This window comes from Escherichia albertii (assembly GCF_028622335.1).
Lineage (GTDB): Bacteria > Pseudomonadota > Gammaproteobacteria > Enterobacterales > Enterobacteriaceae > Escherichia > Escherichia albertii.
On the sequence record NZ_CP117568.1, the window covers coordinates 4,576,317 to 4,591,450 of the forward strand.

Consider the following 15,134-nt stretch of genomic DNA (forward strand, 5'->3'; position numbering starts at 1 on the left):
TGTCAATAATCAAGGGATCGCATTGCCCGGTCAGCAAACGTACTGCCGGGCATTGGCGAGCCAAATACAGCGTTGTTATTTCGGTTCAGTACCGAACCATTTTTTGTAAATTTCGTTGTAAGTTCCGTTCTCGCGCAGGGTTTTCAACGCGCCGTTGACTTTGTCACGTAGCGCGTCGCTACCTTTCGGGAACGCAATCCCGTACTGTTGCGCTTCCAGGGAGTCGCCTACCGCTTTAAACTGACCGTTACCAGCGGTTTTGATGAAGTAAAGAATGTTTGGCGTGTCGTGCAGTACGGCGTCTGCGCGGTTGGTGCCCAGCTCCATATAGGCATTATCGATGTTCGGGAACTGACGTAGATCTTTAGTTTTGATGTTCGCTTTTGCGTAATCAACAGAGCCAGTGCCGCTCTTCACCGCGACCACTTTACCGTCGAGATCTTTCACGCTTTTAACGTCGTTATTGTTGGCTTTCACCATCACTAACAGGCCGCTTTTGTAGTAGCCGTCAGAGAAGTCGATCGCTTTTTTGCGTTCGTCGGTAATAGTGATGCCAGCCAGCGCCAGATCAACGTTTTTGGTTTGCAGCGCCGGAATAATGCCGCTGAAATCCATGGGTTTCAGTTCGTAATCCAGCTTCAGTTCTTTTGCAATCGCCGCCCACAAATCCACATCAAAGCCGACGTATTTATCGCCCTGTTTAAATTCAAACGGAACGAAAGCGGTATCCGTCGCCACAACCAGTTTTTTATCCGCGGCATGAGAAGAAACCGCAAAAGCCAGGGTCAGTGCAGCCAGTGAAACTTTTAATACAGACTTCATAGCATTTCCTTTTTTTCTATCCACGGGACGATCCCCTGCGTGACATTCACATATATGAAAAAATCGTGCCAGTTTTACAACTCTTTGATTTTTCTAGGAGCGATGGAAACTTATTGCACGATTTGTAGGGCAATACTCTTAGGTTGCACTATTTCGGGGCACCAAAGTGGTGCGTTAAAATTGTGCTATCAACACAGCGATTATTTAGCGTAAATCCTGATGAAAAAACAATCTTTATGTAACGATTTTGTGATGGTGTTGATACAAATGATTTACCTTATCAGTCGGAAAGGGCTGATGGCTGCACTAAAAAGGTGCGTTGAGAGAGGCTACAAAAAAACGGCCTCCTGAACAGGAAGCCGCTTTTACTCATGCTTTGATTCTTCAGCAATGGATTTATTCGATATTGGCTTCAATAAACCACAGGAACTTATCCAGGTCGCGGGAAGCGGCGGTCAGGATGTCTGCGGTGTCGTCGTCTTTTGTCTCACCGATGGCTTTACGCACGTCGTTAGCGACAATCGCGTAACGGTCCGCCAGCTCTTTCAGGTGATCCTGAACGTTATGGATGTCCAGCGGGTAGCTTTTCAACGGGGTTTTGCTATTGATAACTTGAGTGGTGCCAAGAGCAACGCCGCCCAGCTGTACCGCACGTTCTGCCATGGTATCGAGATGATCAATCAGAGCGGTACGGAAGCCATCCAGCATTTCATGTACGGCAATAAAGTTAGCGCCGCGCATGTTCCAGTGCGCTTGTTTGGTGATTAAGGAAAGATCAATGAACTGGATAACCTGGCGATTCAGCAACTCAATTGTCGCTTTTTTCTCGCTGTCGGAGACATCGTTGCGGGTATAAAGCATATTGGTCGCTTTTGATTTGACTAATTTAGCGGTACTCATAATTTCATATCCTCTTGATGTTATGTCCCAGTAATTTACGAGACTAAGTATAGCACCAGCTATGTGTTCCGCTATTGCGGCTGTTCCTATCACACTAATAGCGCTAACAAGAGTGAAAAATAAAAAATGATATAAATTCAGTGTGTTATATATATAAATAAGAGCAATTCTTATTTATTTGCTTACCAGGAGTTTTCAGAATAAATATGCTTTTGTGTAGCCAGCAATATAAAGATGCAATGGATGAAGAGTAACGGAATATTTTGCATGGTTATGCATAACCATGCAAAATTGTAAAATTAATTAATATCTAATTCTTTTATTTTGCTCTCTTTGCGTACTGTCAGGGTGGAGCCCATTGACGCGGCAATGATAGCGCCGAGCGCCAACAGTTGTACCGGCGCTAATGTTTCGCCGAGGAAAATCATCCCGGAAATAGCGGCCATTGCCGGTTCCATACTCATCAGCGTACCAAAAGTTCGCGTCGGCAGGCGGGTCAGGGCAATCATCTCTAACGAGTAGGGCAGGGCGGTAGAGAGAATGGCGACCGCCAGACCCAGTGGAATAACCGACCAGTGCCAGAGTGCCTCTCCGGCTTGCACAGCGCCAATGGGCACGAAAATAAGCGCTGCAATAAGTGAACCGATCGCCACCGTAGCTGGGCCGTGTTCAGCGCCTGCACGCTGTCCGCTTAATATATAAATAGCCCAGCAGGCACCCGCACCAAGCGCCAGTGCACAACCGGTTAAATCAACATGAGAAACATCCTGATTCAACGGCAGCAGAAACCACAGGCCAAGCACCGCCAGCACAACCCAAATGAAGTCTACCGGACGACGAGAAGAGAACAGCGCCACCGCCAGCGGCCCGGTGAATTCCAGCGCTACCGCAATTCCCAGAGGCACAGTCTGAATGGCGAGATAAAAGAGATAGTTCATCCCTCCCAGCGATACACCGTAAAACAACAGGGGTAAACGTTGTTCTTTGGCAAAACGCAGCCGCCACGGCTTAAAGAACGTAATCAGAATCATCGTGCCCAGAGCCAGACGCAGTGCGGTAACTCCTGGCGCGCCTACCAGTGGAAACAGTGATTTTGCTAATGAGGCCCCACCCTGAATAGACGCCATGGCAACGAGCAATATTAATATCGGTAACCAGACCGGCATTTTACGTAATGAACCAGGCATCCTTTCTCCCATAAGTTTGTATAGTCAGGTAAAGCGTGGAGTTTACTGGATATACCCGAGGCTGGTTGAGCATTTGTTGAAAAAATTTTTCCCTGTTTTGACCAAAATGCGCCAGAATTGATGGATTCATCAGTCTGGTGATTAGGAATAATCTGGATGAATGATAGTGGGTATGTGCATAATATTTATGCAAAACACTAAAAAAATTGTTTAAATTTAGATGGATAGCGCTATATGGAAACGTTCTGTTACACGAAATAGCCCGTTAGACATCACAAATCGCAAAGAGTTTCCCATTAATTTTTGATATATTTAAAGCTTAGGACTTATTTGAATCACATTTGAGGTGGTTATGAAAAAAATTGCATGTCTTTCAGCACTGGCCGCAGTTCTGGCTTTCACCGCAGGTACTTCTGTAGCTGCTACTTCTACCGTAACTGGCGGTTACGCTCAGAGCGACGCTCAGGGCAAAATGAACAAAATGGGCGGTTTCAACCTGAAATACCGCTATGAAGAAGACAACAGCCCGCTGGGTGTGATCGGTTCTTTCACTTACACCGAGAAAAGCCGTACTGCAAGCACCGGTGATTACAACAAAACTCAGTACTATGGCATCACTGCTGGTCCGGCTTACCGCATCAACGATTGGGCAAGCATCTATGGTGTAGTTGGTGTTGGCTATGGTAAATTCCAGACCACTGAATTCCCGGCTTACAAACACGACACCAGCGACTATGGTTTCTCCTATGGCGCAGGTCTGCAGTTCAACCCGATCGAAAACGTTGCTCTGGACTTCTCCTACGAGCAGAGCCGTATTCGTAGCGTTGATGTAGGCACCTGGATTGCCGGTGTTGGTTACCGCTTCTAATCATTTCGGTGATATAAAAAATCCGCCTCTCGGGGCGGATTTTTTTGTCTTAAGATTTGGGGTCGAAAAGGTCAGTTCCGAGATGGTTATAATCCACCTTTTGTAACTGGAAGTTGGTGATGTATATCGGCCCGGCATTCTTTTCGGAAATAAACGGATAGTTGATGTTAATTTCCTTCGCTTTGATCCCTGTCCACTGAGAGAAAAAACCTAAGAAATCATTGGCTGAACGGCGGGCTTTAATCACCTTGTGCGCTTTATCGTCGCTGGAAATGACCATAAAAGGAACCTGGAAATTTTGCTGGTATTTATCGTCATGGGCCAGATATTGCACTTCTTTTCCGCGTTCTTTAAAGGCCAGGCCGTGGTCGGAAAAATAGACCATAGAGAAACTGCTACCGCTGTTGCGCAATTGGTCGTACAACTTACGCAGTAAATCGTCCGTTTGCGTCATGGTGTAGAGATAACAAGACGTTTCTTTCGATTGCACAAAGGTTTCATATTTGCCTTGTGTCCGGTCGCAGGCCTGCGGATGCGAGCCCATCAGATGTAAAACTATCAGTTGCGGTTGCGAATGTTCTTCCGCCAACACTTGAGCGGTCATTTTCAGTAACGCTTCATCTCTGGTGTTCTTATCCGCTTCAAAATCACCATCTTTCAGGAATTGCACTTCATCCGCACGTTTGGCGATACTGGCAATAGCTGTATCGTATTCACCAATTTGTCCCTGATTAGAAAACCACCAGGTCTGAAAGCCTGCGCGGTTAGCCAGAGTCACAAAGTTATCCTGAAACTGTGGTTTACCGTCGACCACGCGGTTAAGCGTTAAGCCGAGCGATTTTTGCGTTGAGCCACTGGCAGCAATGTAATCAGCAAAAATCAAACCGTTAACGCTGCTGGCAAATGGAGTATTGTTCCAGTGACCGCCAAAGGCGCCGAGGGCATCGCGACGTGCACTTTCGCCAATGACGACGACATAGGTTTGATATTTGGGTTTAACCGCAGTGACCGTCCAGGTATCTTTCATTCCGGCAAGTTTCGCCATCCGTTCTTGCTCTTCAATCACCTCGTTATTGTTGACGATGACATCCTTAGCAAAACGAAATACCGGATACCCCGTATCTTTGAGTTTAAATACGCCGCCCCAGGCCAGGTTCTGAAGCGGGGCGACAAAAAAAGTGGCCACGCTGAATACCAGACACAGGCTGTCGAATTTATTCCAGCATATTTTTTCGCGCTCTTTTTTTCGCCTGACGGCAATCACGCCGAGCGCAAAAATAAATAACCCGATCAGATAGCTATACCACGGAAAAATGGTCAGGATTTCGGTCGATTCTTCCATATTGGTGGAATGCAATGCCAGCAATGTATTGAAGTTAGGAGCACCATAAGCCTGACCAAAAGGAAAATAACAGGCCGCGACCAGCGAACTAATGCCCACCAGAACTTTTTGCACGCGAGGCAATGTCCGCCACAGCAAAAGCAAAATAGCCGTAAACGCGGCGGTGTAGAGCAAACTGAAGGGATAACCTAAGCCGAGATTAATTAATAGCGACTGTAAAAAGTAGAACGCAGTCCACGGGCTAAATACCCGGCTACGGGTAACAAGTGATTCTTTGAGGGTTAAATTCATATGCCACTATCGTAACAAACGCCATGTGCTCACCCTGGCGTCAAGGGTCAATACCTGCAGAGTGCGTGAAGAGGGGAAGGGTCCGCATCCGCGAGCCGCAATATACGCAGGGCTGCAAGAAGATAGAGCGAGCGACTGCTCAGGTCAACTGCTGATGTGGAAATCTTTTGCGAAGAAGATAGCAAATCCGACAAAAAGCGGCGCTTTTCAATCAACATCATACTGTACCTGCAATACACAGGAGTGAAGCGGCGTACCGCGACGCCGCTATTTATCGGAAGGTTTATCCTGCTGTGGCTTGTTGTTGACCATATCGCACAACATAGAAAGCAGCATTAACCGTACTTTAAAGGGAGAGTGAGTAAACACGTGCATACACCTCTTGAATTCGTTCATAAAACCTCCTGACTTGCTAATCCCGCCGATCCATGAGGGATGATTGCATTACATACAGATATAGCACAGGCTATATTATATAGCCATTGCTAAAACGTTAAATTTTTGTGCCTTAGCAACTCTGGTTTACAATGTGCGCATGTAATGAGAACGCTATACATGCGTCACCATAATTAATGAGGAAGCATCATGAGTCGTCGCGCAGGTACGCCAACAGCAAAGAAAGTGACGCAGTTAGTGAACGTGGAAGAGCACGTTGAAGGGTTTCGTCAGGTCAGAGAGGCACATCGGCGCGAACTTATCGATGATTACGTTGAGCTAATTTCTGATTTGATAAGAGAAGTCGGGGAAGCTCGTCAGGTCGATATGGCCGCTCGCCTTGGGGTTTCGCAACCTACAGTGGCCAAAATGCTCAAGCGGTTAGCCACTATGGGATTTATCGAAATGATCCCCTGGCGCGGCGTGTTTTTAACGGCGGAAGGGGAGAAGCTGGCGCAGGAAAGCCGCGAGCGGCATCAGTTAGTCGAAAATTTCTTGTTGGTGTTGGGGGTTAGCCCGGAGATCGCTCGTCGCGATGCGGAAGGTATGGAGCACCATGTTAGTGAAGAGACGCTGGAGGCATTTCGTCTGTTTACCCAGAAACACGGTGCCAAATGAGTCTTCCCTTTTTACGCACCCTGCAAGGCGATCGTTTTTTTCAGTTATTAATTATCGTTGGTATTGGATTAAGTTTCTTTGTTCCCTTCGCGCCTGAATCCTGGGCTGGCGCTATTGACTGGCACACCATCATTACCTTAAGCGGTTTGATGCTGCTGACGAAAGGTGTCGAGTTAAGCGGTTATTTTGATGTGCTGGGGCGCAAAATGGTGCGCCGCTTTGCGACCGAACGTCGACTGGCGATGTTTATGGTACTGGCGGCGGCGCTACTGTCTACGTTTCTGACCAACGATGTCGCACTGTTTATCGTTGTCCCGCTGACCATCACGCTAAAAAAGCTGTGTGCGATTCCGGTTAACCGGTTGATTATTTTTGAGGCGTTAGCGGTGAACGCCGGATCGCTGCTGACGCCAATAGGTAATCCGCAAAATATTCTTATCTGGGGACGTTCTGGCCTTTCGTTTGTTGGTTTTATTGCTCAAATGGCGCCGCTGGCTGGGGCGATAATGCTGACGTTACTGGTGTTGTGCTGGTGTTGCTTTCCGGGCAAGCCTTTGCAATATCATACCGGTACGCAAATGCCGGAATGGCAACCGCGTCTGGTATGGAGTTGTCTGGGTCTGTATATCGTCTTTCTGGCGGCGCTGGAGTTGAAACAAGAACTGTGGGGACTGGCAATTGTGGCGGCGGGCTTTGCACTGTTGGCGCGTCGCGTGGTGCTTAGCGTTGACTGGACGCTGTTGCTGGTGTTTATGGCGATGTTTATCGACGTGCATTTACTGACGCAGCTTCCTGCTTTACAGGGCGTGCTGGGAAATGTGGGGCGTTTATCCGAACCCGGATTATGGTTGACGGCGATTGGTTTATCGCAAGTCATCAGCAACGTGCCGAGTACTATTCTTCTGCTGAATTATGTGCCGCCGTCTTTGTTACTGGCATGGGCGGTCAACGTGGGAGGTTTTGGTTTGCTGCCGAGCTCGCTGGCGAATTTAATTGCGCTGCGTATGGCGAACGATCGCCGCATCTGGTGGCGTTTTCATCTTTATTCGATACCAATGCTGTTGTGGGCGGTGCTGGTGGGATACGTTTTATTCGTTATGCTCCCGGCGGGGTAAGGTCTGACAAATTAAAAAGCGGATTATTAGTCCACCTCTGATTGTTGGTAATACGCGCTTTGTTCATGCCGGATGCGGCGTTAACGCCTTATCCGGCCTACAAAAACTTGCGGATTCAATATATTGCAGGTTCTGCGTAGGCCTGATAAGCGTAGCGCATCAGGCAATTATGTATTGCTATCAGTAGTTTCAGGCGGACTATCAGTCCGCCTTTTGCATTTTAGTCAGAGAAGATTAATTCAGACGAACCGGCATCCCGGAACGGTTTTGAATAGCCTGATCCAGGACAACCTGGTCCACATCGGGCTGACTGGTCACTGCTTGCACACTCTTCGTCAGGGTAATTGGTACAATTTCCTGACCTTCAAACTGGGCTTCAGTGGTAGACAGCGGGTTATGGACTTCAATGTAACGGCTGCCGTCAGGCTCAGTGGTTGCTTTCACTGGCTCATCAATGAACTGTACGCGAGTACCAACAGGCACTTTCTCGAACAAGAATTTGATATCTTCGTTACGCAGACGGACACAACCATGGCTTACACGCAGACCGATACCGAAGTTGGCGTTGGTGCCGTGGATAGCGTACAGACGACCGATATACAGTGCGTACAGACCCATCGGGTTATCCGGGCCTGCCGGAACGACAGCCGGGAGCGGTTCGCCTGCTGCACGGTATTCTGCATGCATTTTGGCGGTTGGCGTCCAGGTCGGGCCTGCTTTCTTACGCTCTACTTTGGTGGTCCAGTTAACAGGCGTGTCTTTGCCTAACTGACCAATCCCGATCGGCAGCACGATAACGGTGTTGGTGCCTTTCGGATAGTAGTACAGACGCATCTCTGCGCTGTTAATCACAATTCCTTCATGAACAGTGTCTGGCAGGATCAACTGCTGCGGAATGTTCAGTACGGTGCCGCCTTTTGGCAGGAAGGTGTCCACGCCCGGATTAGCTTCCATCATGTTGGAAAGGCCCATCTGGTACTCGGCGGCAAAATACTCCAGCGGCTGAGTGTTACCTTCAGGGATGGTGATCACCTGATTCTGACCAACCAGGCGACTTCCGTCGGTTGGCAGAGGATAAGTTACCGCAGAGGCGGTACTGCAAAAGCCGACAACAGCGAAGGCCGCTGCGAATAACGTTTTCAATTTCATGTTCATGTTAAGCGAGATTTCGTGCCTGGCAGGCCATTAGGTTGAGAATATTAGAGTATTGGAAGCGCATTATATGTTCATTCCAGCTAACAGTGAAATCAGATGTGTACGAAATCACATTTTTTGCCTTTAACTTGAGTGTAGTCCTTACGCGGCGAACAGGATCTTAATTCAGACTTGTGGCATAATACGCGGTTTGTCATATCTCTTTTCAGGATACGCCTGTGTTAGTTTCCAGTAACGTCACCATGCAGTTCGGCAGTAAGCCGTTGTTTGAAAACATTTCCGTCAAATTTGGCGGCGGCAACCGTTACGGCCTGATTGGCGCCAACGGTAGTGGTAAATCCACCTTTATGAAGATCCTCGGCGGCGACCTTGAGCCGACGCTGGGCAACGTTTCTATCGATCCAAATGAGCGCATTGGTAAATTGCGTCAGGATCAATTTGCCTTTGAAGAGTACACCGTGCTGGATACGGTGATCATGGGGCATAAAGAGTTGTGGGAAGTGAAGCAGGAGCGCGACCGCATCTATGCTTTGCCGGAAATGAGCGAAGAAGATGGCTATAAGGTAGCCGATCTGGAAGTGAAATACGGCGAAATGGACGGTTACTCTGCGGAAGCTCGCGCCGGTGAACTGTTGCTTGGCGTGGGTATTCCAGTGGAGCAACACTACGGCCCGATGAGCGAAGTTGCGCCTGGCTGGAAGTTGCGTGTGCTGCTGGCGCAGGCGTTGTTTGCCGACCCGGACATTCTCCTGCTCGACGAACCGACCAACAACCTGGACATCGACACCATTCGCTGGCTGGAGCAGGTGCTGAACGAGCGTGATAGCACCATGATTATCATTTCGCACGACCGTCACTTCCTTAACATGGTTTGTACCCACATGGCGGACCTGGATTACGGCGAACTGCGCGTTTACCCGGGCAATTACGATGAGTACATGACGGCGGCGACTCAGGCGCGTGAACGCCTGCTGGCCGATAACGCCAAGAAGAAAGCACAGATTGCCGAGCTGCAATCCTTCGTTAGCCGCTTTAGCGCCAATGCCTCGAAATCACGTCAGGCGACTTCGCGCGCGCGTCAGATTGATAAGATCAAACTGGAAGAAGTGAAAGTCTCCAGCCGTCAGAACCCGTTCATCCGCTTTGAGCAGGATAAGAAACTGTTCCGTAATGCACTTGAAATAGAAGGGTTGACCAAAGGGTTTGATAACGGTCCGCTGTTTAAAAATATCAACCTGCTGCTGGAAGTGGGGGAAAAACTGGCCGTACTGGGCACCAACGGCGTTGGTAAATCCACACTGTTGAAAACGCTGGTGGGCGATCTGCAACCGGACAGCGGCACCGTAAAATGGTCTGAGAATGCGCGCATCGGTTACTATGCGCAGGACCACGAATATGAGTTCGATAATGACCTGACGGTATTCGAATGGATGAGTCAGTGGAAGCAGGAAGGCGATGATGAGCAGGCAGTGCGTAGCATTCTCGGTCGTTTACTGTTCAGCCAGGACGATATCAAAAAGCCTGCTAAAGTGCTCTCCGGTGGCGAAAAAGGTCGTATGTTGTTTGGTAAGTTAATGATGCAGAAACCGAATATTCTGATCATGGACGAACCGACCAACCACCTGGATATGGAATCCATTGAGTCGCTGAACATGGCGCTGGAACTGTACCAGGGCACGCTGATTTTCGTTTCTCATGACCGTGAGTTCGTTAGCTCGCTGGCGACGCGTATTCTGGAAATTACGCCAGAACGTGTGATCGACTTTAGCGGTAATTACGAAGATTACCTGCGTAGTAAAGGAGTCGAGTAAGTTATTATCAGTAGCCCTGATATGCTCAGGGCTACTGAAACTGATGACAAATACAAAATTGCCTGATGCGCTACGTTTACCAGGCCTGGCAGTGTGTCGCAATGTATTGAATCTGCAAAATTTTGTAGGCCGGATAAGGCGGTCACGCCGCATCCGGCATAATGGCGTGCATTTTCTCAATAAACTGAATTGGCAATTATCAAAGAGTAAACGGCGGTTTATTTTCCAGCACTGCCTGAATCACATTCAGCGCGCCTTCATGATTATTATCATCGGTAGCGTAACGGGCGATTTTTTTTATATTTTCCGCGCCATTGTCCATGGCAAAAGAATAACGCGCCATTTTAAGCATCTCTGCGTCATTACCGCTGTCACCAATGGCTACCACATTTTGCGGCGACAGATCCCAGCGTTTTAATAAACGCGATATGCCATTTGCTTTATGTAAGCCAGGAATAATCAAATCGATAAAGCCAAAACCGCTGGTGACGGGTTTCATAATGCCGTCGAGCGCCACGTGCAGTTTGTCGATCACTAACGGGATTTGTTCGTCCGGCAAATTGAGCGAAAACTTGAACAGCACGTCATCAATCTCCTGATAATCCTTTACAGGTTTCAGACGATGGTAGTGTTTTGCCATCAATGCAACGAATGATTCCGGTGCATTCTCGCTGACGTAAGCACTTTGCAGACCACAGGCGACAAAATTCAGTTGTTTATCTTTCAACAACTCACCAATGACAATTTGTGATTCATGTCGGGTGAGTTCACCGTGAAAAAGCTGCTTACCGTGTTCATAAACCAGTGCGCCGTTTTCCGCCACAAAAGAGATCTCATTCTTTAGTTCGGGAAAGAAGGAAATGAGTTGGTAATACTGGTTACCGCTGGCGACAACGAACTCAATATCGCGTTTTTTCAGTTCCTGATACTGCGCCATAAAACGTGTCCGATTGTACGTTTTGGCGTCGTTAAGAAAAGTACCGTCCATATCTGTGACGATAACTTTTACGCTCATAGGTGTGCTCCTGGCTCGAAAATGAAACCGTAACAGTGTAATAACAATGTGACGCAGAGCACAAATTATATTTCGAATGAAAGTGAGAGTAGAATTGACGATGTGAATGACTTAGCCCGGCGACAGCCGCCACCGGGCGGAAGGTTTACAGCATATGTTCGGTACGGGCGATGATGTCGTCCTGGGCTTCCGGTGACAAAGCAGTAAAGAAAGCGGAATAACCCGCTACGCGCACGACCAGATCGCGGTATTGATCAGGATGTTTTTTGGCATCCAGTAATGTTTCGCGGGAAACGATGTTGTACTGAATATGCCAACCTTTATGCACTTCAAAGAAGGTGCGTAGCAGGATCATCAGCTTCTGCTTGTCAGATTCATTCTCCAGCGTCGCCGGGTTCAGTTTCTGGTTGAGCAACACGCCACCGAGAATTGATCCGGTAGGCAGTTTCCCCACTGAGCCAATGACCGCCGTTGGGCCGAGATGGTCAGTACCGGAGGCCGGGCTCGCGCCTTCTGCCAGCGGAGTATGCGCTTTACGTCCGTCCGGTGTTGCCATTGTCTGCGCGCCAAACGGCACGTTAGCGGAGATGGATGACGTACCCGCATAATAGTTACCGCCGATCGGGCCACGACCGTAGCGTGGGTTATGGTACTGCTTCAGCTCGTCGATATAGGTCTGATAAGCGCGAGCCAGCAGCGTATCGACAGTATCATCGTCGTTGCCGTATTTCGGCGCGCCGTTAATCAAACGCTGACGCAACTGCTCGTGGGTCAGGCCGTCGAAGTCTTCCGCCAGTGCGGCAGCCAGCTGTTGCTGACCAATCGCGCCTTGTTCAAACACCAGTTTCTTCACTGCCGCCAGACTGTTGCCGAGGTTGGCGATACCGACTTGCAAGCCAGACACCCAGTCATACTTCGCGCCGCCTTGTTTGATACTTTTCGCTCGCTCAATGCAGTCATCCACCAGCGCTGAACAGAGAATATCGTGCACGTTCTCTTCCAGCATGGTGTCGACGACATATTCGATTTCGATTGATTTACGCGTGTAGTAACGGATTTGTGTATCCCATGCGTCCATCACTTCATCGAAGTTGTTGAAATTACCCGCCGACAACGCTTTTTCTTGCGGCAGGAACACGTTGCCGCTGGTGGCGTCGCGACCGCCTTCCAGCGCTGCCAGCATCACGCGGGCGAAGTTGATAAAGCTCATGCCGGTGCAGCGATAGCCCCATTTACCGCCGACTGCGGTTTCGATACAGCCAATTGCCGCGTAGTCGTAAGCGTCCTGCGGTTCAATACCGAGTTTAATAAATTCCGGGATGACGATTTCGTCGTTGTTGAACGCGGGCATCCCGAAACCGCAACGAATCACTTGTACGCAGGCATCGAGGAAATCGTTGCTCATTCCCGCGTGGTAGCGCACGCTGAGGTTAGGCTGAGTGGAACGCAGGCGGCCGCAGGATTCGAGGATCGCATAAGAAAGTGGATTCACCGCGTCCATCGGCTGACCATCAACCAGATTTTGCCCACCAATGGTAACGTTCTGGTACAGCGGACTACCGGCAGAGGCTTTCGAGTGCGAGCCGGAGCGGATCTTGTTCACTTCCAGCAATTTCAGCCAGCAGCTATGCAGTAATTCGATGGCGTGTTCGCGATCCAGTGTCTGGTTGAGTTCAACGTCCCGGCGATAGTATGGATAGAGATACTGGTCCATACGACCAAACGAAACGGAGTGACCGTTGGATTCGATTTGCAAAATCAACTGGATGAAATAGCACAGTTGCAACGCCTGCCAGAAAGTCTGCGGCGGCTGGTGGGCGATAAGATCGCAGTTTTCTGCTATCGTCAGCAGTTCATCGCGACGGCTTTCGCGGGTTTCGGTCGCGGCCATTTCACGCGCCAGGGCAGCGAAACGTTCAATGTGTTCACTGACTGCCACCAGCACGATATCAATGGCTTTCAGGAACTGCTCGCCGTGCAGATCTTCCAGCACCGTCAGGTTGATACGCGAGCGACGCTCCGCTACTTTCTCGCGCAGACCATCAAGCCCTTTTTCCAGCAGCAGCGGGAAATTAACCGCCAGGTGTGCATCACCGGAGGTCATATTGCCTTCCGCTTTAATGATGCCGGTCGCCAGCAGACCTTTTTGCTCATCGGTAAACATGCCGTAACAGCGATCCTGTACGGTCTGACCGCGCCACCACGGGCACACGTCATGCAGAACGCGTTTGTTCTCTTCGCTCACCGCAAAACCAGCGCCGGGGCGATCCGCCAGATCATCAATCTCTTTTTCGATCCACGACACGGTATATTCCGGGAAGATCGGCGCGGCGCGAACTTCGCTGGCCTGGTTGCCGATGATCAACTCATCATGTTTGATCCAGATGGTGCGATTCGCCAGGTGATGGGCCAGCGCCAGCGCGCGACGTACCGGGATCGGCTTATTGAGATGTTGTTGATACATCTCGGTATAGTGCTGCGCGCGCTCGGTACAGACCGGCGGTTTAACAATATGCACCAGCGCATTTTTGTGCGCTTTAATGCGGTCGCTGAGCGTGTCCAGTTTCAGTGTGGTCATGGTTGTTATCCTCGTAAGGTCGCGGTTAACCCTTTCTGGCAGGCATACTGCTGGGCAAAGTCGAGCAGTTCTGGTGCATCAAGTGGTTTTTCCGGCGCGTCATAGGGCAGATTAAGTAAGTGATATTTGTTGATGCCCAGCGTGTGGTAGGGCAGGAAATGGATTTCGCCAACGTGCAGCTTATCGGCGGCAAAATCGGTAATGGCTTTCACGGAGGCTTCATCGGTATTAAACCCCTGAATCAACGGCACGCGGATAATGATTTTTTTGCCCGCTGCGGCGAGTTTTTTCAGATTATCCAGTACTCTGGCGGCGTTACCGTCGGTCCACTGTTTAAACGGCACATCGGCGACGTGTTTTAAATCGGCGAGAAACAGATCGATATAGGGCAGAGAAGGGACGATATATTTCCACGGCACATGCAGGCAAGTTTCTACCGCAGTATGAATACCAGCCTCGTGGCTGGCTTGCAGCAGCGCCGCCGCCAGTTCCGGCTGCATAAACGGCTCACCACCGGAAAGTGTTAAACCGCCGCCGCTGCGATCGTAAAACGGTTTATCTCGCAGAACGGTCGCCATGATCTCCTCAACGCTTTTCACTTCTCCGCAGACGGTTAACGCCTGTGTCGGGCAGCAGTCGGTTAACGCCGTCAGATGCTCCGGGGTTAACTTTTCCCGATGAATAAGCAAACCACTCAGCGCGCGCTCAATCACTTCCGGCGCGGCCTTAGCGCACAGCTCGCAGCCTTCCAGACACAGACGTGCGTCATACAGCAGATCCTGCGTCCGGGCGCGGCTTTCCGGGTTCTGACACCAGCGGCAGCCCAGTGAGCAACCTTTAAGAAAAACAACCGTGCGGATGCCGGGGCCGTCATGGGTCGAGTAGCGCTGGATATTGAAAATCATAGATGCCTCTCTTTTTCGTTCAAACATTAAAATGCTTTCGAATGAAAGTTTGATTGATGTGCATCAACTGTTCAGAGAGTTTTCTCGTGATA

General features: G+C 49.6%; 13 protein-coding genes and 1 pseudogene. 5 read left to right on the plus strand and 9 right to left on the minus strand.

What is annotated here, in order from left to right; translation table 11 throughout:
• Positions 1-75 precede the first annotated feature (75 nt).
• The 3 genes from glnH to rhtA form a co-directional block, all read right to left on the minus strand.
• Positions 76-822, minus strand: a complete 747-nt coding sequence (gene glnH / locus PS053_RS22175) for a glutamine ABC transporter substrate-binding protein GlnH (protein WP_000843863.1) — start codon at positions 820-822, stop codon at positions 76-78.
• 396 nt (positions 823-1,218) lie between these two features.
• Complete coding sequence (gene dps / locus PS053_RS22180) at positions 1,219-1,722, minus strand: DNA starvation/stationary phase protection protein Dps (RefSeq protein WP_002430176.1); 504 nt, start codon at positions 1,720-1,722, stop codon at positions 1,219-1,221.
• Between the two features lie 299 nt (positions 1,723-2,021).
• Positions 2,022-2,909 carry a threonine/homoserine exporter RhtA gene (gene rhtA / locus PS053_RS22185; protein ID WP_002430175.1) on the minus strand — a complete coding sequence of 296 codons (888 nt, stop codon included), beginning with the start codon at positions 2,907-2,909 and terminating at the stop codon, positions 2,022-2,024.
• A gap of 234 nt (positions 2,910-3,143) precedes the next feature.
• Between rhtA and PS053_RS22190 the strand changes: the two are divergent.
• A pseudogene (locus PS053_RS22190) lies at positions 3,144-3,209 on the plus strand (hypothetical protein).
• 52 nt (positions 3,210-3,261) lie between these two features.
• The gene (gene ompX, locus PS053_RS22195) at positions 3,262-3,777 is read left to right on the plus strand and encodes an outer membrane protein OmpX (RefSeq protein WP_002430173.1); all 516 of its coding nucleotides are present in this window, start codon (positions 3,262-3,264) and stop codon (positions 3,775-3,777) included.
• A gap of 49 nt (positions 3,778-3,826) precedes the next feature.
• On the opposite strand, the gene opgE is transcribed toward ompX, so the two are convergent.
• Together opgE and mntS are read right to left on the minus strand one after the other, a co-directional pair.
• Complete coding sequence (gene opgE / locus PS053_RS22200; protein WP_001054665.1) at positions 3,827-5,410, minus strand: phosphoethanolamine transferase; 1,584 nt, start codon at positions 5,408-5,410, stop codon at positions 3,827-3,829.
• Between the two features lie 267 nt (positions 5,411-5,677).
• Positions 5,678-5,806, minus strand: coding sequence for a manganase accumulation protein MntS (gene mntS / locus PS053_RS22205; RefSeq protein ID WP_256879292.1), 129 nt, complete (start codon positions 5,804-5,806; stop codon positions 5,678-5,680).
• A 189-nt stretch (positions 5,807-5,995) separates the two neighbouring features.
• Between mntS and mntR the strand changes: the two genes are divergently transcribed.
• Both mntR and PS053_RS22215 read left to right on the plus strand, forming a co-directional pair.
• Positions 5,996-6,463: a manganese-binding transcriptional regulator MntR gene (gene mntR, locus PS053_RS22210; RefSeq protein WP_000091014.1), complete on the plus strand. Its 468-nt coding sequence runs from the start codon at positions 5,996-5,998 to the stop codon at positions 6,461-6,463.
• A complete protein-coding gene (locus PS053_RS22215) occupies positions 6,460-7,578 on the plus strand; it encodes an anion transporter (RefSeq protein ID WP_256879291.1) in 1,119 nt (372 codons plus the stop codon). The genes mntR and PS053_RS22215 overlap by 4 nt, the downstream gene beginning before the upstream one ends.
• Positions 7,579-7,812: 234 nt before the next feature.
• On the opposite strand, the gene ldtB is transcribed toward PS053_RS22215, so the two are convergent.
• Positions 7,813-8,733, minus strand: coding sequence for a L,D-transpeptidase (gene ldtB / locus PS053_RS22220; protein ID WP_059219890.1), 921 nt, complete (start codon positions 8,731-8,733; stop codon positions 7,813-7,815).
• 218 nt (positions 8,734-8,951) lie between these two features.
• On the opposite strand from ldtB, the gene PS053_RS22225 reads away from it, so the two are divergent.
• Positions 8,952-10,544, plus strand: coding sequence for an ABC-F family ATPase (locus PS053_RS22225; RefSeq protein WP_000961429.1), 1,593 nt, complete (start codon positions 8,952-8,954; stop codon positions 10,542-10,544).
• 199 nt (positions 10,545-10,743) lie between these two features.
• Here PS053_RS22225 and ybiV read toward each other — a convergent pair whose 3' ends face one another.
• The 3 genes from ybiV to PS053_RS22240 form a co-directional block, all read right to left on the minus strand.
• The gene (gene ybiV / locus PS053_RS22230) at positions 10,744-11,559 is read right to left on the minus strand and encodes a sugar-phosphatase YbiV (protein ID WP_000114284.1); all 816 of its coding nucleotides are present in this window, start codon (positions 11,557-11,559) and stop codon (positions 10,744-10,746) included.
• A 145-nt stretch (positions 11,560-11,704) separates the two neighbouring features.
• Positions 11,705-14,137 (minus strand): glycyl radical protein, encoded by a 2,433-nt coding sequence (locus tag PS053_RS22235; RefSeq protein WP_256879290.1) that lies wholly within the window; start codon positions 14,135-14,137, stop codon positions 11,705-11,707.
• Positions 14,138-14,142: 5 nt separating this feature from the next.
• Positions 14,143-15,042 (minus strand): glycyl-radical enzyme activating protein, encoded by a 900-nt coding sequence (locus tag PS053_RS22240; protein ID WP_256879289.1) that lies wholly within the window; start codon positions 15,040-15,042, stop codon positions 14,143-14,145.
• Positions 15,043-15,134 lie beyond the last annotated feature (92 nt).